Source organism: Lactiplantibacillus pingfangensis (genome assembly GCF_005404945.1).
Lineage (GTDB): Bacteria > Bacillota > Bacilli > Lactobacillales > Lactobacillaceae > Lactiplantibacillus > Lactiplantibacillus pingfangensis.
In genome coordinates this window covers 85,939-107,106 of the sequence record NZ_BJDG01000008.1, presented here as the reverse complement: position 1 = coordinate 107,106, position 21,168 = coordinate 85,939, and the positions used below count along the sequence as shown (strand labels likewise).

Below are 21,168 nucleotides of genomic sequence, written 5' to 3'. Positions count from 1 at the left end.
CATGGCAACACCCAAAATTCGTCAGTTAACACTCGCTGATGCTGAAACTTTACAAGCACTCAGCGTCGAAACGTTTCAAGATACGTTTGCAGCTCAAAATACGGCGGCAAATATGACAGCTTTTTTAACTAGCGCTTACAATTTACCCAAACTCAAAAAAGAGTTACAACAACCCGGATCACGTTTTTACTTTATTGAACTTGATGGTCAGCCATTAGGTTATCTAAAATTGAATGTTGATCCAGCCCAATCTGAAGTCATGGGCGCCGACAACCTAGAAATTGAACGAATCTATATCCGCCCAACCCAAAAGCATCAAGGCTTGGGCAGTCGGTTTCTAAAGTTCGCCATTGAACTCGCAAAGAGTGAAGGGAAGACGGGCGTATGGTTAGGCGTTTGGGAACACAACGAACCAGCTAAACGTTTTTATCAAAAGTGGGGCTTCGAACGTTTTAATCAACATGATTTTGTGATGGGAACGGATACGCAAACCGATTTTCTACTGAAAAAGGCCTTACAATAATCCCACCAAACCGACTGACCGTCACTGGCCAGTCGGTTTTTTTAGGCACGTTTTAGGCGCCAAAACAGCCATAAGCCATAACCAAGCAACTCCGTCAGCACCAGGAAATTGAGCCCTAAGCCAATGTTTCTGAGTACCATCGAGTTGCTAAATAACTCAGCTAAAATTAGAAAATTGCTCAAACCCAACCAGCCGATGAGGACAGTCCGCGGCGCTTGGAGCCACCAGTGCCTTGACCTAACGACCGGCCGTGGCAATGTCGTCAGTACCAGCGTTGCCAGTGGGACTAAAATGACCAATGAAAGTGCCACCCAATAAGTCTGTTCAGAGCCGGCCAACCAAGCATCCGGCCCAAATAAGCCATAATGCGTCGCAACAGGCGGCTGAATCTTCGTTCTCAAAAGCGTTACTAATACCGACTGTCCAAGTATTAGGCCAATTAAACCCCATCGAAATTTAGTCGAATTTTCACCCTTTTTCCGATTAATGATACGTTTAGTTTAATCGCACCATAAGTCGACAACTAGCTTGTTGGCGTTAAATTCAGGTAAAGATGCTGTAAAGGATTGTGCTAAAACAACAGGATACAAACAATTTCATTAGTTCACTATGCTATCACACCCCATTTAGTAGGGATAAAGTGCCCGACTGCTTATAATGTAAACCAGTCACAATTAATTAAATTGTCGCGCACAAGTTTCGAGGGGAGTTTCTATGATAATTTTAGGCCGCATTGCAATTACAATTTCCAGTTTGTTTTATGGCTATTTCTTATTGAACATTTTACTCATTAATCATTATCGTGAACCAAGCCAGCACTATCAAAAAGGGCCCCAACCTTATCGTCTCTACTTGATCATTCCAGTCTTAAACGAAGCCGGAGTCATTACCACGACAATTGATCGGCTATCGCGGGAATTGGCAAAGCTTCCCATAAGCATTCAACCGCAGATTATTGCGGTAGATGACAACTCTAGCGATCGTAGTTTGGCGGAGTTAGCTGCGTCCAAATCACCATTTCTACAAATCTTGCATCGCGCTGGCAATGATCGGCAGGGAAAAGGGGCCGTCATCAATACCGCGGTCCATTATTTGCAACATACACTCGCCCGGAAAGCCTCACCGGAAACGACGGTCATTGGGGTGCTGGATGCCGATGCTTACATGAATTTTCAAGATTTAACACGAGTCGTGGCCCAGTTCGAAGCGCTGCCCAAAATGGCGATGCTACAAACCGGAGTCAGCATCAACAATCAAACAAACTGGTTAACCCGTATGCAAAATTTTGAATTTATGTGTGTTAATAGTTCGACGCAACAGTTGCGTAACCGGCTGGGCCAAGGAATTGCTTCTGGAAACGGGCAATTTGTCCGCTTATCCTTAGCCCAAAATAACGCCTGGGGAAACAGCTTATTGGAAGATTTGGAGTACACCTTGCGAACTTGGTTACTCGGCGGTCAAGTCCGGTTTACACATACGATTGTCGTTCAACAGGAGGCAGTTCGTCAGTTACCGTCATTTTTCAACCAGCGTGTCCGTTGGTGTCAAGGCGCCGTGCAGTGTTTACATTACTTACCAGTTCTTTGGCGGTCACGTTTCGTCAATAATTTTCAAAAATTTGATACTACTTTTTGGATCGTGATGCCGATAACTGGCTGTATCGTGCCGGTGACGAGCTTGGTCGCGCTCGTTACCTTGATTAGTAACAGTTTGCAAAATTGGTCAGACGGCTGGCACCATTTAGCATTGGCAACGATCATCGTGATTACGTTATTGAGTTGTCTGGTTTTCACCAACTTATTTGCACGCAATGCCACCGACGCGCACTTACCCTTTAAGCTTTGGTCAATACTCTTGGACAGTTTTAGTTTTCAAGTGTATTTATTGATTATCGGTTTAACGCCCTATGCAGCCATCACCCGCCAATTGGTTGGCCAAACTAATTGGACTAAGACACAGCATGGCGCGGCACACGTTGCCAATGACCTGAAACGCTCCTACCAAAGGGGATGAAGTCTATGTTAAAACAACGGACTTTAATGACGATGCAGGCGCTAACCTTGACCATCACGATTGGCTTAATTGGTTGGATGATGGTGGCAACTGCGACCAATGCACAAAAAAATAGTGGGCTGCAATTCAACTGGGCCCTCGTGATTGCCGTGGTGGTCATCGGCCTGATCCTAGGTAGTGTCGTTTTGCTGACTAACTGGTTAACACGACGCGAAACGAGTTGGCTGGTTGCCACTTTTATCGGCCTGACTGCACTCAAACTCCCATTGCTAGGGCTTTTCAAAATACAGCCCACTTCAGATTTTTGGAATTACCATGCGCTGGCTGCATTCAGCGCCCAAGGATTGACCTGGAAACAACTCTTCGTGAATGGTGATATTGGGAATTATGTCATTTTTCCGCATGCCATTAATATTGCCTCGCTTTTCAGCTTAGGTGCGGCCTTTTGGGGATCGACCTTCGTGATTAGTCAACTGATCAATATTACTTGTAGCTTGTTAGACATGTTTTTGCTCTATTGGTTAGTTGCGCGTTGGTTATCGCGATCACTGGGCATTGCAGCGGCACTGATCTTCTACTGGATTCCGGCATTCTGGTTATATGGGAGTCTGCTAAACGGGGCAGAACCAGTATTTCTAACCTTTCTATTGATTGCAATGTTGGCACTAACGAATATGGTCCAACCACTCGTCACCGCCACGCCACGTGATCACTGGGTTAATTTTTCAATTGCGTTGCTTGCGAGTTTTGCCGCCAATATGGTGCGTCCAATTGTTGCGATTTGGCTGATTGCCCTAATCTTTTTAGGCATTGGGGTTTGGCTACGCGGCAGGGGGGTCCGACAACCACAGCCATTCAAACTTTTTAGTCTCTTTGTCGTGTCGCTTGCCAGTCTGATGTTCGTTGCCCCAACCATTTATAGTTGGCTGTACGGTTTTGAGGTTGCGCCTAACCGCGTGAGCACGGCCTATAGTATGGCAACCGGGACTGACCCCAAAACTGGTGGTGCCTATGATGCTGCCTTGATGGGGGTCGTAACCCATGAACTGAAAGTTGAACCGGTTCCGACCGTTGCGTACAGCAAAATTGCCACTAAAATGAGTCAAGCCACGCAAAAGCAGCTTCATGAGCTTGCACGAACCGGACAATGGGGCGGCTTTCTGCAGCAAAAAATGCAAAACTTCATGGCTGAAGACTACGGCTATGACTGGGTACTCTATAATCTCAGTCCAAAGCGGTCTCAGCGCGCCAACAACCATTGGTGGCAATGGAGTCGTGGTTTCTGGAACTGGCTAGCTTTGATTTACTTTGAGCTATTAATGGGCGCCGCATTGCTGAGTAGCGGCTTAGGGCTTTATCTGTTATGGTCAAAACGTAACCATTATTTGACGCAGTATTTCTTCTATGCCGCGTTACTACTAGCTGGTTTTACAACCGGTAGCCTATTAGTCGAGGTTCAGGGCCGTTATCACGTCATTTTATATTTGCCATTAATTTTCCTAAGTATTTGTGGGCTCGCAACGCTGAAATCACATGCCTGGCGTTCAATACAAGCAATTGAATCGAAGGCTCACGCAGTTTAAATATCAACCTGAGACAAAAGTGATCGTCGCCGTTTACATGAGTAAACTACGCCGATCACTTTTTGTGTGGCAACTGGTTTATCGGTGATTAACTATACAGACACAAACGGCCAATAGTTGCTTGACTGTCACCGAACGGGATAGTTTATCATTAAAGTTATCCAGCGGTCTCAACGTTAGTTTAATTTAAAAACCGTTCAGATTGCGCTAAGATTAGCTTAAAGGTGGTTAGATATGCGATGAGTGAAAAAATGACTGAGCACATTAGCGTTCGTGGCGGTAATGTTCATAATTTAAAAAATATTAATGTTGATATTCCCCTAAATCAATTTGTCGCAATTTCGGGTCCCTCCGGTTCTGGGAAAAGTTCTTTAGCGATGGGCATTTTGTATGCGGAAGGATCACGACGGTATCTTGAAGCGTTATCAACTTATACTAGACGCCGCATTGGACAGGCAAAACGGTCGCAAGTTCAGGAAGTTAAGCACATTCCATCAGCGATCGCGTTGCGTCAAAGACCAAGTGTGCCTTCCGAGCGTTCAACGGTGGGCTCAATGAGTGAGTTATTCAATGTCGTCCGGTTAATTTTCTCGCGTTTAGGGTCACTAGTCTGTCCGAATGGTCATCGGATCGCACCAAGTTTAAAAGTGGCCCAATCGATGGATTTGCCCGGTGGACCAGATAGTAAAATGGGTCTGCTGACTTGCCCAGAATGTGGCGTTGAATTTATGGCGAAATCGGCCGAAGACTTTGCCTTTAATTCGGGTGGCGCTTGTCCTGAATGTCACGGTACTGGTAAAGTTCGTGAATTAGACGAAAGTAAACTGATTGGCGATGAAAACCTGACGCTCGCTGAAGGTGTCGTTGCAGCTTGGCACTTACCAGGGCGGAACTTCATGCCGACAGTCGCGGAAACATTAGGTGTTCGGCTGGACGTGCCTTACAAAGACTTGACCGATCACGAAAAAGACATCGTGCTGAATGGTGAGAAAAAACAATACCCAGTTGATTTTCGAACGTCAACGGGGCGGGTTTTCCATACCGACAAAACGTTGTATGAAAATGCCCATGCCGCCGTTTATGATTCACTTAAAACGGTCAAAAGTGACCGGGCAATCAATAAGGTCAATCAATTTTTCCATTTTTCGGTCTGTCCAACTTGCCATGGAACCCGCTTAAATCCAGAATTATTAACCCAATTGGTCGGTGGTCAAAATATTGCTGAAGTGGCGGATTTATCACTCGGAAAATTAGCTCACTGGCAAGCCCAAGCACAGGCTGAATTGCCAGATGAGATGCAAGCTATGGCGACCATTCTATTCAAGAATTTAACGGACAGCTTGCGTCCACTGCTTGAACTAGGGTTGGACTATTTGACGCTGTCACGTAATGGTAATACTTTATCAACCGGGGAACTACAACGCCTGCAATTGGCAAAAACCATTCGTACAGAGACCACCGGCGTGTTGTACGTCCTAGATGAACCCTCAATTGGGTTACATCCAGATAACGTTAAAGGGCTGATTCGGATTTTTAGAGCCTTGATTGCCCAAGGAAATTCACTCGTAGTGGTCGATCATGAGGTCGATATTATTGAAGCGGCGGACTGGGTGATTGAAATTGGCCCAGGTTCAGGTGATGCTGGTGGGACAGTCATTGCCGAAGGAAAGCCCAAGGATTTGGTTGGGAATCCGAAGTCCTTAATCGGGCCATATATCGCGGGTACCGCTAATATTCTGCACGCGAAAGTTCCGACGGCTAAGAACGCCAGCACGCTCGACACCAGCTTTGAAGTCAAAAATTACTTTAATTTGCATGATGTTGCCGTCACAATCCCAGGCAATGAAATTACCGCGGTCACGGGCTTCTCGGGCGCAGGGAAGACCAGTCTAATTTTAGACAGTCTAGTTCCGGCGATTAAAGCGTTGACTGCGCACGCTGCATTACCAAAACAAGTGACGCGCCTAAAGACGCATTTGACAGACGTCGTCTCTGTAGATGCCAAACCGATTGGTAAAAATACGCGTTCCACGATTGCGACCTACACGACAATTATGGATAATTTGCGACGCCTTTTTGCGGCGCTACCAGCTGCCAAAGCTAAAAAGTACGGTCTTGCTTATTTTTCATACAACAATAAGCAGGGCGCCTGTGAACACTGTGGGGGACTCGGAACCATTACGTTGGATATTCAATACTTGCCTGATATGGAAGAAATTTGTCCTTACTGCCATGGCACCCGCTATAAAGACGAGATTCAACGGATTCGCTGGCACGATTATACAATCGTGGACTTATTAAACTTGTCCGTTCGTGACGCCTTAAACGTCTTTGAAACGGTCCCTAAGATTGAAAAACAACTACAGTTACTTGACGAAATGGGACTGGGGTATTTACATTTAGGTGAAAGCACTCCCAGTCTTTCTGGTGGCGAAGCCCAACGGTTAAAGCTCATGAGTCATTTAAATAAGCGTCAGAGCAAGACCTTATTTATTTTTGATGAACCATCCGTTGGCCTGCATCCGCAAGACGTCCAAACTTTACTAGGGGTCATCAACAGCTTAAAGGCTAAGGGGGCCACGGTTATTATCATTACCCATGATCTTGATTTGATGACCAACGCTGATTACCTCATTGATTTAGGCCCTAAAGGCGGCCAAGCGGGTGGACAATTAATGGCAAGTGGTCGACCACAAGCGCTCATTCAAGAGGCACACAGTTTGACGCTTGATTATTTGAAAGCTCATTTTGAAAAGTTTTCACTAATGTCAGATTAGAAAATTAAATTACCATGAAAAAAGCTCACCGAATTCGAATCGGTGAGCTTTTTTCATGGTAGTGGTTGGTCGATATCCGCTGAAAGTTGTTTTAAGAAAGCTTCCGACGCGGCTGAATGTCGTTGTCCTTGGTGCCAAACCAAACTAGTACCAGCCGTGAACCGTGGCTTGATTGGAATGAAAGTTAAGTCAGATTGATTTGTATTGACGATGCCGTCGATACACAGCGCACTGCCAACACCAGCAGAAACCATTAGGGAGGCGTTGTAGAGCAAGGTATACGTTGCGACAATCGTTAACTTAGTCGCACTGCCACCCAGCCAGTCATTTAAAAGTTCAGTCATGCCACGTTGACTAGAAATAATCAGCTTTTCATTGGCCAGATCTGTCAGTTCAATATGATCCTGAGTCGCTAATGGTGAGTGGTTCGAAACGAGCAATCCCCAACGACTTTCGCCAGGTAGGCGCATGAAATCATAGCCGGTTTTATCACCAGGCTCCATGATGATGCCAAAATCATAATAACCAGATTTGAGACTCGTTCTGATTTGATCGGCGTTGGTACTAATCACATCAATTTGAATGTGCGGGTACTTTTTTTGTAACCCATTGAAAGATTGGGCAATCGTCAAAAAACTCCGTGCCTCCGCACTACCAATGACAATGTTGCCGCTAATATCTTGATCTTCATGAATATTTGCCAACGTTTTATCCGTTAAAGCTAGAATTTGATTAACCTGATTTGAAAAATAGTCGCCACTATCGGTCAATTGAATGTTACGGCTACCTCGCTCAAACAAAACGATTCCTAATTCTTCTTCCAAGTCATGTAATTGTCGCGAAATTGTTGGTTGTGAAACATGCAGTTGTAAGGCCGCGCGGCTAATATTGCGTTCTTGCACAACCGCTTGAAAATAGCGTAAAACCCGTAATTCCATTTCAGTCACTCCCATGCTTATTAAGTATATGTTTTGATTTAATCTAAGCATTAGACATAGTACTTGTCAACCCTTATGCTAGTAATTGTTAAGAAATGAGCCGTTCTCCGGGCACCGTTGACTGACCGGCGAATGATAACCAATTTAAAGGAGGGGGTTGAAATGATGCCTCGAACTGAAATGATTCCGCACTGGCAGGCACAACAATTAACGGCTTTTTCCGTGGCTGACGATTTCCAGGTATCACCATTTTATAGTGATGGCAAGACTTACGGCACACCAACGTGGATCTGGTCAGTGGTGGTCGCTGGTCACTTGTTTGTCCGCGCGTGGCATGGGGTGAACTCGCGCTGGCACCGTTCCGCAGTTAAACAGCGCGCCGGTCGTATGCATTTGGCTGGTGCAAATTACGAAATCGGTTTTGTTGACGTTGCCAATGCCGACTTAAATCGCAAAATTGACCGCGCCTATCAAAAGAAATACGCGGATAGCCCCTATCTCGCGTCAATGATTCAGAAGTGTCCTAGGGAATCCACATTGGAAATTGTCCCCAGATCAGAAAGGAAGTCCTAACTAATGAAAAAAATTATGATTATTGGTGCTAATGGCGGTACCGCTCGTATCCTCATTAACCGATTATTAGACGAAACTACAGATGAACTGGTGTTGTTTTTACGACAAACTCAGCGATTGTCACAGTACCAGGACAATCCACGGGTGACGTTAGTTGATGGTAATGTTTTAGACACTGAGGCCCTGCGATTGGCAATGCAAGACGTCGATCTCGTTTATTCCAACGTCGGCGGAACCGATTTAGGACAACAAACGCAAAGTATCCTGACCGCGATGCACGAAGCTAAGCAAACGCGACTAATTTTCATTAGCGCGCTCGGTGCGCATCATGAAGTCCCAGGTAAATTTGGCGAGTGGAATGAACAAGCCATTGCGGCATACTTACCGGGGTTTCGTGAATCCGCTAAATTATTGGCTGGGTCGGATATTGTCTACACTGAATTACGGCCAGCTTGGCTAACAGATCAAACTGAAGTGGCTTATGAAACGACTGATGTTAGTGAGTCATTCAAGGGGACTGAAGTCTCACGGGCCAGTGTTGCCGATTATGCCTTTAAATTAATTAAACATCCGGAATTAGCGGCCCGTCATAGCGTTGGCTTAAATAAGCCTAATACTGATGGCGATAAACCTAGCTGGCTATAATGGTTGGGACTGGATTTCAAAGTCGGCGACAGGGCAGGGGTTGGTAGTCTTAGCCCATTAGTTCACTATCAAATTGGGAGAGGTGCGGAAGTGACAGTGCACGGCCATTCAGAGCGGAAGCGGGCCGAAGCAGAAAAATTTGGCGCTACCGGTTATGAAATCTTACGCGATGATGCCGACTTTGATCGATTTGCGGGTCAATTTGATTTCATTTTGAACACTGCTGCGGTTAAATTAAACTTAGATTATTATCTTAAATTATTAACGGTCAATGGTATCTTTTGTTTTGTTGGGTTAACGATGGCAGCACAACAATTTAACTTGTTCAGTCTGTTCAGCAAGCAGGGCACGATCACCGTTTCAAACGGCGGTGGTATCCCAATGACACAAGCAATGCTGAACTTTGCAGCCGCACATCAAGTTAGGCCACAGATTGAAATGATTGGCATTGATGACGTCCCAACTGTTTATCAAAGAATTATCGACAGTGATGTTCATTACCGTTTTGTCATTGATATGGACACCTTAAAATAACGAGTGAATGGAGTTATTTAATTATGGAAACTACAAACAACGCTGATACACGAATATTTAAAACTTACCCCCAAATAGAAATGCATAAAGCTCATTTTAAAAACCGGTTCGGCTTAGTTCTAGCTGGTGATGTTTATTTACCAACTGACTATGCGACGAAGAAATCACCAGCAATTGTCGTTAGTGGGCCATTTGGTGCGGTTAAGGAGCAATCCTCTGGTTTATATGCTCAAGAGATGGCCACTTGGGGCTTCGTTGCCGTCGCATTTGACCCGTCGTACACCGGTGAAAGTTCAGGTAGCCCCAGAAACGTTGCCTCACCGGACATTAATACTGAAGACTTTAGTGCCGCAGTCGATTATCTTGGCCAATTAGACTATGTGGATCGTGACCGGATTGGTGCCATGGCGATTTGTGGTCTAAGTGGGATGGCCATCACCGCAACCGCGACCGATACGCGGATTAAGGCCGTTGCTACGGCATCAATGTACGATATGTCTCGCAGTATTAGTCGTGGTTATCATGACAGTTATACTAAAGCAGAACGTCAAAAAATTAAGAATTATCTCAGCCAACAACGCTGGGAGGACGCTAAAAATGGTGAACCAGCCATTGGACCGCATGAAGTTGCCTTTGACGAAAATGGCGAAATCATGCATACCAAAGGCTTGCCAGATGTTTTACCGGAAAACCCGAATCCAGTCTTGGCCTCATTTTACGATTACTACAAAACGCCACGCGGGTATCATCAGAATTCGATTAACTCGACTGGTGCCTGGACAGCAACCACGCCAATGTCATTCTTTAGTTTTCCGTTAATGACTAATGTTCAAGAGATTTCACCAAGACCATTGATGTTAATTGCTGGTGAAAATGCACATTCACTATATTATTCGCAAGACATTTATCAAGCCGCTAATGAACCCAAAGAATTAGTTGTGGTACCAGATGCAGATCATGTTGATTTATATGACCGAAAAGATTTGATTCCATTTGATAAAATTGAAGCATTCTTTAAACAAGCGTTAAAATAACTGCTGGGTTCATAGCCAGTAAAGTTGGAAAACAAATCGCCAACTTTACTGGCTATTTGTGTGGGAATTACTAATATTTTAAACCCGTCAGCAATTGAAATCTGTCGTGAGAAAACATTGCAGTAAAACATTTAAAAGAACGGTCTTTTAACATATTAGGCTAATTACGGCAGATATTTAAGCGGGGGGCTTTTTTAAAGTATTCTAGTTTACATAATATATATTATACGAAGTAGAAGCTGGATTTAAAATCCTCCCCCATGACCCAATTTAGACCCCCTGAGCAAATTTTGGCACTTTTGGTAAAAAAATTGATCTGTCACTTATAATTTGGTGACTCAGACTTTCGGTTTATTTTTTTGAAAAACTTTTCTGAGTCGAATTCTTTAATTCATGTTCAATAAGTTGTTTTTAGTGTTGACTTTAATTACTAGCAAAAAATGGCGTTAAACCTAAACTGAGTTAATGACAGTATTTTAGACTAACTTAATCACGTCAGCTCAGTTAACTTTGACGATAACTTATCCGTGTGTTAACTCAACTGAGCCTTAAAATGCGTCTCACAGCATCTCCGCTAATGGCTTGTTTTTGATTTGAATTTGTGTTTAAGTTAAAGTAACAATTTATAATTAGAAAGGCTTGTGACCTGCTATGACGCCAACATTTCCTTATGAACAAAGTTTTGTTGATCAGTTGACTGCTGATGCGAAACAACCACAGACAATCGTTCAATACCAACTGACCTTACGTGATTTTTTCAACTATCAGCAACACTTTAACGGCACTTATCAAGCCAGCGGTTTGCTGATCGATATTACTGAAAATGATATTCAAGCCTACTTAAGCATGCTCAAAGAACAACGTCAATTTAAAACCAGCACGTTAAATAAAAGTTTATCCAATTTAAATGGCTATTTTAGTTTCTTGTTCGCGCATCGTCGGATTACGACACTGCCAACATTTACCATCAAGGGCCAACCGCTAACGGGAAATCAGACTACTGATGACTGGCCAGTGCAACTGTCAAAATTGCTCTCAAACGACGACTTACACGTCTATACCAGGGCATTCTTGTGCTTTACTTGTCATAGTTTTACGGCCAGTGAAATCCTAAGTCCTAATTTTTATCAACAACTTAAGTCTCTCACTTTTTCAGCTGACGAACAAGTGTTCTTGACGAAATTTAAGACCTTTTTAGCGCCCTTACAGGCCGAGTTTCAGACTCGGGATTTATTTTTGAAACAGCGTAAACGCGGCGCTGATCCACGACTCAGTCTCGCGGCACTGCATAAATACCTCAGTGGCGACAGTCAACGGGCCGGCATGCCGTTAAAACCAGTGTGGCTGCGTCAGAGCTTCATTCTGTGGTACTTACGTGGTCATCGCGACACCGAACTCCCAGTTATCATGACAACATTACGATTGGATTTGGCCAGCCTAGGCTATTATCAAAACCTAGCCCGTCAGCAAGAACTTCGACAATTGCGTGCAGCTAGAAACTAACACTGTGTTGCAATTTCTTTACAATAATTTACAGTCGTATCACAAACCTTACAACTGATTTGCAAGTTGGTTAAGCTTCCGTCGAATCCTGTACATCAGCTTTAAATGCCTTTAGACTAGGATTATCGAGTTTTGAAAGGATGATTTTGAGATGATGACATTTTATCGCTGGCTGGAACCATTTATCGACCAACGGGGACCTTATAATTCGGCCGCTTGCTACGCACATGCTGACTTTGATTTTCCGCGAACGAGCAACATCACCGAATTATCTGATTATATTACTTATTTGAATACACGTGATACCGTTAAAAATTCGCTATATTCGGCATTAGATGCCTATCAAGCCGCCTAAAAAAGCAATTCCGCCTAGTTAACATAACTAAGCGGAATTTTTTACTGCCTTTATTTAAATAATGCGACATAAGAGCCATAACCTGCCTGTGCTAACTCAGCGACCGGAATAAACTTCAATGCTGCCGAATTAATACAGTATCGCAAACCACCCTGATCTTGAGGGCCATCAGTAAACACATGGCCCAGGTGTGAGTCGGCTTGCTGACTCAAGACCTCGGTACGGTGCATCCCATAAGCGTCATCAAAGTTTTCTTTGAGGGCCGCTTTCGTCACTGGCTTAGTAAATGATGGCCAGCCACAACCAGCATCATACTTATCACGTGAGCTAAATAGCGGTTCACCACTCACAACATCCACGTAGAGGCCTTCCTGATAAAAATCATCATATTGACCGCTAAATGGCCGTTCGGTAGCAGCTTCTTGTGTGACCGCATACTGCTCAGCAGTCAATTTTTGTTTTAATTTTTCCTGATCCAAACGTAATCATCTCCTTAACGGACATTGTCTTGAGTCAACTGTCATAAAAATTACTTTACTTCAAAGAAAGCTCACAATTTTTCGAGCCGTTTCATTAAATCTGCATGCTGATCATATTGACTATTCGCTAATTTCAAAATATTGGGACGGACTGCTCCAAGCTTGCGAAAAGTGATTTCTTGACCATCTGGAGAAATAATTTTTTCAAACTCAGTTGTCGTATCCATTTGCAAGTGTTCACGGTCACTTTCAGAAATTCGAAATGCTAATGATTCGCCACTTTTAAATGGCTTCACACTATCTGCTTTAGTCACTGAAATCCCTCCTCTCAGCTTACGTATGTGCATACTACTTCTATGGACATACGAAGTCAATTACTAACGCCTGAGAGACAGTTTCACTGCCATTAATCCTTAAAATACTGATCTGTATAACAAAAAAGACATCCAACTAAGGATGTCTTTTGAAAATTCAGATTAAGCATTGAAGGCGTCAGTCAATTGTGGCACCACTTGCTTCTTACGTGAAACGACACCTGGCAAGCTCAAACGATTGTTTTTAAGCGTTTTGCCAAAAGCCTTTTCTACGGGTGCAGTTGGGGCACCAACGACTAATAATTCAGAATTGCTGTCTAAAATATTAGTTGCTAAGATTAAGAATAAGTCGTAACCATCAGCATCATTTTCGGCCTTTGCGGCAGCTTCTAAGGCTTCTTGGCGATCAAATACTTCTGGTAAGTCAACGGTATTGATTTGTGCCACACGGACCGTCGTACCGGCCATTTCAAATGATTTAGCATCAGCATCAATTAATTCTTTTTCACTCTTGCTTGCTAAGTTTGTGCCAGCTTTAAGCATTGCTAAACCGTAGCTTTCGTAATCAACGTCAGCGATTTTAGCTAAGTCTTTCACAACGGCAACATCGGTTGGCGTTGTTGTTGGTGACTTCAATAACAAGGTGTCAGAGATGATTGCAGATAACATCAAACCAGCTAATTTAGCAGGAATTTCAACGTGCTGTTCGTTGAACATCTTATAAATAACCGTACTGCAGCAGCCAAGTGGTTCTGCACGGTAGAACAATGGTTGTGACGTTTCGAACCCAGAAATCCGGTGATGATCAACGACCGCGGTCACAGTCACATCAGCAATATCGCTAACACTTTGTTGCGGTTCGTTATGATCAACTAACATCACTGAGTCAACTTCCGGCGCAGCCTTAGTAATAATCCGTGGTGCCGGTTCGTTAAAGTGATCTAAAACAAACTTGGTTTCTTCGTTAGGTTCACCTAAAGCAACGGCTTCAGTATCATTACCCAACTTATTTTCTAAATATGACAAGGCTTTGGCCGCCACAATAGCGTCAGTGTCAGGACTTTGGTGACCAAAAATTAGTTCTTTACTCATTTTCGAAAAACTCCTTTTAGTCTATTTTTGATTAATTTTTTGTAACCGTGAGATATAGTCTTCTTTACGCAAATAGTTATCAAATTCATCCAAGAAATTCTTGATTCGTGGAATCTGATCTTTATCTTTACGGAAGACGAAATTCAAATCAAACTTAATTGCTGGTTCAAACGAGACCGTATGCAGATTATCATTGGCAGGGTTAGCGACCATAAATGAACTTGGCAATGCCGTGTTCGTTCCAGTTGCAGCCACGAAACGATAAATCTGTTGTGGTGTGGTAAACCGGGCAATCGGGGTCGGTAAATCAGCTAGCTGATTCTTGTAGGACTCCTTAATCACTTGATCTAAATAATAGTTTTCAGGATACCTGACCCAAGGTTCACTGGTCGTATCTTTAAACTTGATGCGCTTCTTTTTCGCTTGCTTTGGATCACTAGTGATGAATAACAAGTCTTCCTGAACAATCTTTTTCGATTGATAAGGTTTCCAGTTTTTGATGCTTTCATCGGGTAAATACATGACCGCTAAATCAATTCGGTTGTTTTCTAAACGTTCCCAGATTTCTTTCCGGGTTAACATATGAAACGAAATAACCACATTCGGATTGGCTTCGTAATACTTGATTGCAAAGTCCTCAAAAACATGATCCTCAATAGATGCCAAGACCCCAATATTAATTGATCCTTGAGTGGCACTTGTGGTCTGCTGAATTTCATCGGTGGCTTTATTCAACACATTATAAATATTATGCGTCGCATTTAACATCGTATAACCAGCGTCGGACAAGCGTAACTTTTTACCAACGGAATAAAATAATGGTGCCCCAACCGTCCGTTCCAACTTTTTAATTTGTTGTGTCAACGCAGGCTGGGTAATGCCTAAGATCTGTGCAGCTTGCGTATAATTCATTGTTTCAGCTAATTGCAAGAAATAGGTCAACGTTTTTGAAGAGAAAATACTTTCTTGAGTTGTTTTCATGAATTTTACCTGATCCTTTCGTCTTATCTTCATCTTATGATGTCTATAATATATACAAGATTAGATTTTAAAGCAAGCGATTGTTATCGGTAAATAAACCTCACCTAATTATTAAGTGATCATTTTTAACCTGTTTTCATAGTAAGCTAATGCTGAAAGCCTTGCAAGCGTTGGGCGTTCTATTTTTTAAACGGTCAACGGGATGGGATGAATCTGAATGGCAACCGGAATCCCTTCAGTATCCGTATCCACGACAAATGAGCCATTCGAATAGCGGGCACTCACTGGGTGATCATCGCTCAGAATCGAATGCTGCTTCAGTCGATCCGTCAACACTTCTAGTGCCACACCGGTCTGATTAGCGCCAATCAATACCGCATCAACAAGCCGATGTGGATTGCTCTTCAACTCGCGTAGCACTTGCACGCCACGACGCGCACGACTGGTGACTGGAATATCACTGACCTTCATCTGTTTAAATGAGCCACGTTGCGTAATCATCGCCAGTAAATCATTTTCACCCGCAATCGCTGCTCGAACAATTAAGTCGTCGCGCAGATCCATTGATTTTACCCCAACTGCCTTCGCACCGACCGTTGGGACTTCACTCAGATCATAGCGTAAGCCATAACCATGTTGTGTCAACAAGACCAAGGTACCCTCTGGCACGGTTGGCAAATACTTGACTGTCACAACTTGAGATGTGTCAGACTTCAATTTGATGAATTGACTGGCGCGGGTCTTATACGTCCGCCCCGGCGTGTAGTCAGCAAAATCGGTCTGCTTAATGTAACCGTCATTCGTTGCCACTAAGAACTTGCCAGTGGCTTTTAAGTCGGTAAAATTAAAGACCCAGGTGATCCGTTCGTCAGCTGCCAAGCCGATCGTTTGTGAAATGTGTTCACCGGTGTCTTTCCATTTCGCATCAGCAATCTCATGAACGGGACGATAGATCAAATGGCCCTGATTCGTGAACATCATCAGATGGTCCAGCGTATTGTTTTTCGCCAAATAAATTGGGAAATCCTCATCTTTCAGCCCATTATCAGCAGCGTCAGAGGCCGTATATGACCGTAAGCTAGTCCGTTTGATATACCCATCATGACTAATCATGACAACGACGTCTTCTTGTGGAACGACCACTTCAGTGTCAATCTTCAATTCTTGAACCTCAGATTGAATCTCAGTAAACCGTTTGCTTGGATAAGCCTTTTGAATTGCCTTTAATTCGCGCCGCAAGACCTTATCCAGCTCTTTAGGTTCCGCCAAAATAAGTTGATAGCGCTTGATGGCTTCGGCTAATTCAGCGGCTTCTTTTTCCAACTGCGTCACATCAGTATTAGTTAGACGATACAATTGCATCGTCACAATGGCTTCTGCCTGCAGTTCTGAAAAGTCAAATTTTGCGACTAAATTTGCTTTGGCATCTTTTTTATCTTTACTGCCACGAATGGTCGCAATGACTTCATCCAAAATGGACATCGCTTTGATGAGCCCTTGGACGATATGTTGCCGATCAGCAGCTTTTTGCAAATTAAACTGGGTCCGCCGAGTAATCACATCACGCTGATGTTCCAAGTAAGCGCCAATGATCGTTTTCAGGCCAACGTGTTCTGGCCGTTGATGATAAATGGCAACCATGTTGAAATTATACGTAATTTGTAGATCAGTATTCTTAAATAAATAATTTAAAATACCTTCTGCATTGACGTCACGCTTTAGTTCAACCACAATAGATAACCCTTTACGGTCACTTTCATCACGAACTTCCGCAATGCCTTCAATTTTCTTCATGATGCGAATTTCGTCCATCTTTTTAACCAGTTGGGCCTTATTCACTTCGTAAGGAATCTCCGAAATCTCAATTTGGGATTTATTGCCTTTCAATGGCATAATCTGTGTCCGTGAACGGACGACAATTCGACCACGACCAGTTTCATAGGCTTTTTTGATCCCATCAATCCCCTGGATAATGCCGCCGGTCGGAAAATCGGGTCCTTTGACAAAGTCCATCAAATCAGCCATCTCGGCCTTGGGATGGTTCATCAAATAGAGCACTGCATCAATGACTTCGCCTAAATTATGCGGTGGAATCTCCGTCGCATAACCGGCTGAAATCCCAGTCGCACCGTTGACTAAGAGATTTGGAAAACGGGCCGGCAACACTGTCGGTTCGTACTCCGTATCATCGAAGTTTAAAACCATATCGACGGTTTTCTTATCGATATCTTGTAACATTTCACCAGCGATTTTGCTGAGGCGTGCCTCGGTATATCGCATTGCGGCGGCTGGATCGCCATCCATTGACCCATTATTACCATGCATTTCAATGAGTGGTTCGCGTAATTTCCAATCTTGACTCAGGCGAACCATTGCTTCGTAAATTGAAGAATCCCCATGAGGATGAAAGTTACCCATGACGTTTCCGACCGATTTTGCAGACTTTCGGAAGGCCTTGTCATAGGTGTTGCCATCCTGATTCATGGCATAGAGAATTCGCCGCTGAACGGGTTTCAAGCCATCACGAATATCCGGCAACGCCCGTTCTTGGATAATATACTTAGAGTAACGGCCAAAGCGGTCGCCCATGACGTCTTCCAAGGTTAATTCTTGAATTTTTGGTTGTTCAACTGTCAAATTGCGACCTCCTTATTGCTTTAATTGTTGCGCTAATTCTTCATCAGCCTTTTCATGTGCCGAACTAAGCGCTTGGTTATCGAGTAATGAGCCGTCTTCATCGAGACTGAATTGAACATTGTTTTCAATCCACTTACGACGTGGTTCAACCTTATCACCCATTAAAGTGGTGACCCGTTTTTCAGCTAAGGCTGCATCATCAATCCGGACACGAACCAAGGTCCGTTTTTCCGGGTCCATCGTCGTTTCCCAGAGCTGTTCGGCATTCATTTCACCAAGCCCCTTGTAACGTTGTAGCGCATACCCTTTACCGAATGTCTTAGTCCGAAGTTCAAGCTCCTCATCGGTCCAAGCATATTCAGTTCGCAGTTGTTTGCCTTGCTTCTTTTGTAGACGATACAACGGTGGTAAAGCGATATAAATCTTCCCAGCGTCGATCAGTGGCCGCATGTATTTATAGAAGAAGGTGAGCAACAGGATCTGAATATGGGCACCATCGGTATCGGCATCGGTCATGATGATGACTTTGTCGTAATTGCTAGCTTTCAAATCAAATTCAGTCCCGACACCCGCACCAATCGTATAAATCATCGTATTAATTTCTTCATTTTTAACAATGTCTTGTAGTTTGGCCTTTTCGGTATTTAAAACTTTCCCGCGGAGTGGCAAAATTGCTTGGAATTTCCGATCGCGGCCTTGCTTGGCCGACCCACCGGCAGAATCCCCTTCAACTAGGAAAAGTTCATTCCGTTTGGCATTCTTAGACTGTGCCGGCGTTAATTTACCAGACAACAGCCGTTCTTGTTTATGCTTTCGCTTACCGTTACGGCTCTCATCACGAGCTTTACGGGCGGCCTCACGTGCTTGGCGTGCCTTCGTCGATTTACGAATCAGCATTTGGGCAAATTCACCATTTTCCATCAAGAAAAACTGTAATTGCTCACTGATGACACTGTCGACAATCGTCCGGGCTTCCGGTGTACCTAGTTTTTCCTTAGTTTGGCCTTCAAATTGCAAGAGATTTTCTGGAATCCGTAATGAAATAACCGCTGACAATCCTTCACGCACGTCAGAGCCTTCCAGATTCTTATCTTTCTCCTTCAGCAAGCCAACTTTTCGGGCATACTCATTGAAAGCTTTCGTCCAGGCACTACGGAACCCAGCTTCATGGGTCCCACCGTCTGGCGTTCGCACATTATTGACAAAGGAAAGCAAGTTTTCAGAATAGCCGTCGTTGTATTGCGCCGCGACTTCAACTTCAACGCCTTCCTTGGTGCCATCGAAGAACATGACATCACCGAGGGTATCCTTATCTTCGTTGAGATAAGTGACAAATTCTTTGATGCCTTCTTCATAATGGAAAACTTCTTCTTGTTGTTGGCCTTCACGTTCATCAGCCAAAGTGATTTTAACGCCCTTCAATAAGAAGGCTGATTCGCGTAATCGTTCGGACAACGTTTGAAAATTATAAACCGTCGTTGTAAAAATACTTGCGTCAGGTTTAAACGTAATCGTCGTTCCGGTTGGTTTAGCCGTTTTACCCTTGTTTTCAAGGGTGCCGACTGGCTGCCCGCCATTTTTGAATTTTTCTTGATAGCGATAACCGTCACGGATAATCGTGACCGTCAATTCAGTTGATAAGGCATTCACGACACTCGCACCAACGCCATGCAGCCCGCCGGAAGTCTTATAGCCGCCCTGGCCGAATTTTCCACCGGCATGCAAGACCGTCAAGATAACTTCTGGGGTCGGAATCCCAGAGGCATGCATCCCAACTGGCATCCCACGACCATGATCGACAACCGTGATACTGTTGTCCGCATGAATCACAACATTAATCTCTTTACCGAAACCAGCCAAAGCTTCATCGACCGCGTTATCGACAATTTCGTAAACCAGATGGTGTAAACCGCGACCGTCCGTTGACCCGATATACATCCCAGGTCGTTTGCGGACGGCTTCCAATCCTTCAAGCACTTGAATTGAAGAATCGTCATATTTTAAGTCTTTTTTAGCCATTCATGAATTGCTCCTTCGTGTTTCTGGTCATAACCGGTTAATTAGTCAGATTGCCTAGTTACTAGGCTTGACAACGCTAACGTAAGCCATGCAGATTAAATTATAGCACAGCAAGTTAAAAAATAAGATTCTTTTTTACTTTTTAATGTCGCTGAGACGACTTTTAAGCGTCGGTTCAGCCAAATTTAAACTAAAATAATAAATTTAAACATTAGGGCGACTTTTAGATTCACCACCGAACATACGTTCACTATATTGTAATGACTCCGCCCCCTGCTTGTCAATACAAATTTTTTGAGGAAAACTAACCCATCAACTAGCAAAGCATGCTAAAATATTGGTTGACTCTATTGCAGGAGGTTTCAATCGTGGAAATCATACTTATGCTAATCGTCGCCTATTTACTCGGCTCGATTCCTTCGGGTGTCATTATTGGCAAGCTTTTCTTTCATACAGATATTCGACAAGCTGGCAGTGGTAACATTGGGACGACTAACACGTATCGCGTGTTGGGACCCGTCGCTGGCACAGTTGTTATGGCCATGGACATCTTAAAGGGTACTTTGGCTGCTGCGCAACCAGCAATCTTTCACTTACCAGTTAATGCCCTACTGATCGGGCTTGCTGCTATTCTCGGACACACCTTCTCAGTGTTCATTGGATTTAAAGGTGGCAAGGCCGTGGCAACCAGTGCCGGGATTTTACTCGCTTATAATTGGCAGTTCTTCTTGATTGCCAGTGCCATTATGTTCACCTTGGTTTATTTGACAAGCATGGTGAGTGTCGCTAGTATGGCTTCGCTCACGTTAGTCAGTTTGATTGCGATTTTCTATTACCAAGACTGGATTTTATCCATTGTCGCCGTTGCCTTGACCATTTTCATCTTTTACCGCCACCGTGCAAACATTGCCCGGATTAAAGCGGGAACTGAATCATTGGTCCACTTCGGTCTGGGATGGCGTCGTTATCAAGCTAAACAGCATTAAGTAACTGTTCGAGATTTCAGGGAGCGATGACTTTCATTGCTCCTTTTTTTACGCCTTCTTTCGGGAAGCTGGTATGCTAGTGGTTGGGTTTGCAGTTGAATTTCGACATTTAGTTAAAGTAACATGTTACAAGTATCATACATTTCCAACGCAATTTCCGTCCACAAAAAAATTGCCAGCAC

At 43.8% G+C, this 21,168-nt stretch carries 19 protein-coding genes; 11 read left to right on the top strand and 8 right to left on the bottom strand.

Annotated elements, in window-relative coordinates; all coding sequences use genetic code 11:
- Position 1: 1 nt before the first annotated feature.
- Complete coding sequence (locus tag FFM74_RS05480) at positions 2 to 523, top strand: GNAT family N-acetyltransferase (RefSeq protein ID WP_137625624.1); 522 nt, start codon at positions 2 to 4, stop codon at positions 521 to 523.
- A gap of 41 nt (positions 524 to 564) precedes the next feature.
- On the opposite strand, the gene FFM74_RS05475 is transcribed toward FFM74_RS05480, so the two are convergent.
- A complete protein-coding gene (locus FFM74_RS05475) occupies positions 565 to 924 on the bottom strand; it encodes a hypothetical protein (protein ID WP_137625623.1) in 360 nt (119 codons plus the stop codon).
- A gap of 313 nt (positions 925 to 1,237) precedes the next feature.
- Between FFM74_RS05475 and FFM74_RS05470 the strand changes: the two genes are divergently transcribed.
- The 3 genes from FFM74_RS05470 (at position 1,238) to FFM74_RS05460 (ending at position 6,896) form a co-directional block, all read left to right on the top strand.
- Positions 1,238 to 2,536, top strand: a complete 1,299-nt coding sequence (locus FFM74_RS05470; protein WP_137625622.1) for a glycosyltransferase family 2 protein — start codon at positions 1,238 to 1,240, stop codon at positions 2,534 to 2,536.
- A 5-nt stretch (positions 2,537 to 2,541) separates the two neighbouring features.
- On the top strand, positions 2,542 to 4,119 hold the full coding sequence (locus FFM74_RS05465; protein ID WP_171000656.1) for a hypothetical protein: 1,578 nt from the start codon (positions 2,542 to 2,544) through the stop codon (positions 4,117 to 4,119).
- A 239-nt stretch (positions 4,120 to 4,358) separates the two neighbouring features.
- Positions 4,359 to 6,896, top strand: coding sequence for an AAA family ATPase (locus FFM74_RS05460; protein ID WP_223877173.1), 2,538 nt, complete (start codon positions 4,359 to 4,361; stop codon positions 6,894 to 6,896).
- 53 nt (positions 6,897 to 6,949) lie between these two features.
- On the opposite strand, the gene FFM74_RS05455 is transcribed toward FFM74_RS05460, so the two are convergent.
- Entirely contained in the window at positions 6,950 to 7,834 is an 885-nt protein-coding gene (locus tag FFM74_RS05455) for a LysR family transcriptional regulator (RefSeq protein ID WP_137625621.1), read from the bottom strand.
- A gap of 162 nt (positions 7,835 to 7,996) precedes the next feature.
- On the opposite strand from FFM74_RS05455, the gene FFM74_RS05450 reads away from it, so the two are divergent.
- The 6 genes from FFM74_RS05450 to FFM74_RS05425 all read left to right on the top strand — a co-directional run bounded on the left by FFM74_RS05450 (position 7,997) and on the right by FFM74_RS05425 (position 12,478).
- Positions 7,997 to 8,407: a DUF2255 family protein gene (locus tag FFM74_RS05450; RefSeq protein ID WP_223877172.1), complete on the top strand. Its 411-nt coding sequence runs from the start codon at positions 7,997 to 7,999 to the stop codon at positions 8,405 to 8,407.
- 3 nt (positions 8,408 to 8,410) lie between these two features.
- Positions 8,411 to 9,052 (top strand): NAD(P)H-binding protein, encoded by a 642-nt coding sequence (locus FFM74_RS05445; protein ID WP_137625620.1) that lies wholly within the window; start codon positions 8,411 to 8,413, stop codon positions 9,050 to 9,052.
- A 90-nt stretch (positions 9,053 to 9,142) separates the two neighbouring features.
- Positions 9,143 to 9,586 (top strand): zinc-binding dehydrogenase, encoded by a 444-nt coding sequence (locus tag FFM74_RS05440; RefSeq protein ID WP_223877171.1) that lies wholly within the window; start codon positions 9,143 to 9,145, stop codon positions 9,584 to 9,586.
- A 23-nt stretch (positions 9,587 to 9,609) separates the two neighbouring features.
- Positions 9,610 to 10,620: an alpha/beta hydrolase gene (locus tag FFM74_RS05435; RefSeq protein WP_137625618.1), complete on the top strand. Its 1,011-nt coding sequence runs from the start codon at positions 9,610 to 9,612 to the stop codon at positions 10,618 to 10,620.
- 651 nt (positions 10,621 to 11,271) lie between these two features.
- A complete protein-coding gene (locus FFM74_RS05430) occupies positions 11,272 to 12,123 on the top strand; it encodes a phage integrase N-terminal SAM-like domain-containing protein (protein WP_137625617.1) in 852 nt (283 codons plus the stop codon).
- Positions 12,124 to 12,274: 151 nt separating this feature from the next.
- Complete coding sequence (locus tag FFM74_RS05425; protein ID WP_223877170.1) at positions 12,275 to 12,478, top strand: YozE family protein; 204 nt, start codon at positions 12,275 to 12,277, stop codon at positions 12,476 to 12,478.
- A 50-nt stretch (positions 12,479 to 12,528) separates the two neighbouring features.
- Here the strand turns inward: FFM74_RS05425 and msrB are convergent, their stop codons facing one another.
- From msrB to parE, 6 genes are all read right to left on the bottom strand, one after another.
- Positions 12,529 to 12,957 carry a peptide-methionine (R)-S-oxide reductase MsrB gene (gene msrB, locus FFM74_RS05420; RefSeq protein WP_137625616.1) on the bottom strand — a complete coding sequence of 143 codons (429 nt, stop codon included), beginning with the start codon at positions 12,955 to 12,957 and terminating at the stop codon, positions 12,529 to 12,531.
- A gap of 71 nt (positions 12,958 to 13,028) precedes the next feature.
- On the bottom strand, positions 13,029 to 13,271 hold the full coding sequence (locus tag FFM74_RS05415; RefSeq protein ID WP_223877169.1) for an AbrB family transcriptional regulator: 243 nt from the start codon (positions 13,269 to 13,271) through the stop codon (positions 13,029 to 13,031).
- A gap of 162 nt (positions 13,272 to 13,433) precedes the next feature.
- Positions 13,434 to 14,363 (bottom strand): manganese-dependent inorganic pyrophosphatase, encoded by a 930-nt coding sequence (locus FFM74_RS05410; RefSeq protein WP_137625614.1) that lies wholly within the window; start codon positions 14,361 to 14,363, stop codon positions 13,434 to 13,436.
- A gap of 21 nt (positions 14,364 to 14,384) precedes the next feature.
- Positions 14,385 to 15,344 carry a LysR family transcriptional regulator gene (locus FFM74_RS05405; RefSeq protein WP_137625613.1) on the bottom strand — a complete coding sequence of 320 codons (960 nt, stop codon included), beginning with the start codon at positions 15,342 to 15,344 and terminating at the stop codon, positions 14,385 to 14,387.
- Positions 15,345 to 15,530: 186 nt separating this feature from the next.
- Positions 15,531 to 17,981 (bottom strand): DNA topoisomerase IV subunit A, encoded by a 2,451-nt coding sequence (gene parC, locus FFM74_RS05400; RefSeq protein ID WP_137625612.1) that lies wholly within the window; start codon positions 17,979 to 17,981, stop codon positions 15,531 to 15,533.
- A 12-nt stretch (positions 17,982 to 17,993) separates the two neighbouring features.
- Positions 17,994 to 20,000 carry a DNA topoisomerase IV subunit B gene (gene parE, locus FFM74_RS05395; RefSeq protein WP_137625611.1) on the bottom strand — a complete coding sequence of 669 codons (2,007 nt, stop codon included), beginning with the start codon at positions 19,998 to 20,000 and terminating at the stop codon, positions 17,994 to 17,996.
- A 368-nt stretch (positions 20,001 to 20,368) separates the two neighbouring features.
- Here parE and plsY point away from each other — a divergent pair, with 368 nt between their 5' ends.
- Positions 20,369 to 20,986 (top strand): glycerol-3-phosphate 1-O-acyltransferase PlsY, encoded by a 618-nt coding sequence (gene plsY / locus FFM74_RS05390; RefSeq protein ID WP_137625610.1) that lies wholly within the window; start codon positions 20,369 to 20,371, stop codon positions 20,984 to 20,986.
- Positions 20,987 to 21,168: the final 182 nt, after the last annotated feature.

What these genes read in the sequence shown, in the direction of transcription:
- FFM74_RS05480 (WP_137625624.1), top strand. Translation starts at nt 2, where the DNA reads ATGGCAACACCCAAAATTCGTCAGTTAACACTCGCTGATGCTGAAACT.
- FFM74_RS05470 (WP_137625622.1), top strand. Translation starts at nt 1,238, where the DNA reads ATGATAATTTTAGGCCGCATTGCAATTACAATTTCCAGTTTGTTTTAT.
- FFM74_RS05465 (WP_171000656.1), top strand. Translation starts at nt 2,542, where the DNA reads ATGTTAAAACAACGGACTTTAATGACGATGCAGGCGCTAACCTTGACC.
- FFM74_RS05460 (WP_223877173.1), top strand. Translation starts at nt 4,359, where the DNA reads ATGAGTGAAAAAATGACTGAGCACATTAGCGTTCGTGGCGGTAATGTT.
- FFM74_RS05455 (WP_137625621.1), bottom strand. Translation starts at nt 7,834, where the DNA reads ATGGAATTACGGGTTTTACGCTATTTTCAAGCGGTTGTGCAAGAACGC.
- FFM74_RS05450 (WP_223877172.1), top strand. Translation starts at nt 7,997, where the DNA reads ATGATGCCTCGAACTGAAATGATTCCGCACTGGCAGGCACAACAATTA.
- FFM74_RS05445 (WP_137625620.1), top strand. Translation starts at nt 8,411, where the DNA reads ATGAAAAAAATTATGATTATTGGTGCTAATGGCGGTACCGCTCGTATC.
- FFM74_RS05435 (WP_137625618.1), top strand. Translation starts at nt 9,610, where the DNA reads ATGGAAACTACAAACAACGCTGATACACGAATATTTAAAACTTACCCC.
- FFM74_RS05430 (WP_137625617.1), top strand. Translation starts at nt 11,272, where the DNA reads ATGACGCCAACATTTCCTTATGAACAAAGTTTTGTTGATCAGTTGACT.
- FFM74_RS05425 (WP_223877170.1), top strand. Translation starts at nt 12,275, where the DNA reads ATGATGACATTTTATCGCTGGCTGGAACCATTTATCGACCAACGGGGA.
- FFM74_RS05410 (WP_137625614.1), bottom strand. Translation starts at nt 14,363, where the DNA reads ATGAGTAAAGAACTAATTTTTGGTCACCAAAGTCCTGACACTGACGCT.
- FFM74_RS05405 (WP_137625613.1), bottom strand. Translation starts at nt 15,344, where the DNA reads ATGAAAACAACTCAAGAAAGTATTTTCTCTTCAAAAACGTTGACCTAT.
- parE (WP_137625611.1), bottom strand. Translation starts at nt 20,000, where the DNA reads ATGGCTAAAAAAGACTTAAAATATGACGATTCTTCAATTCAAGTGCTT.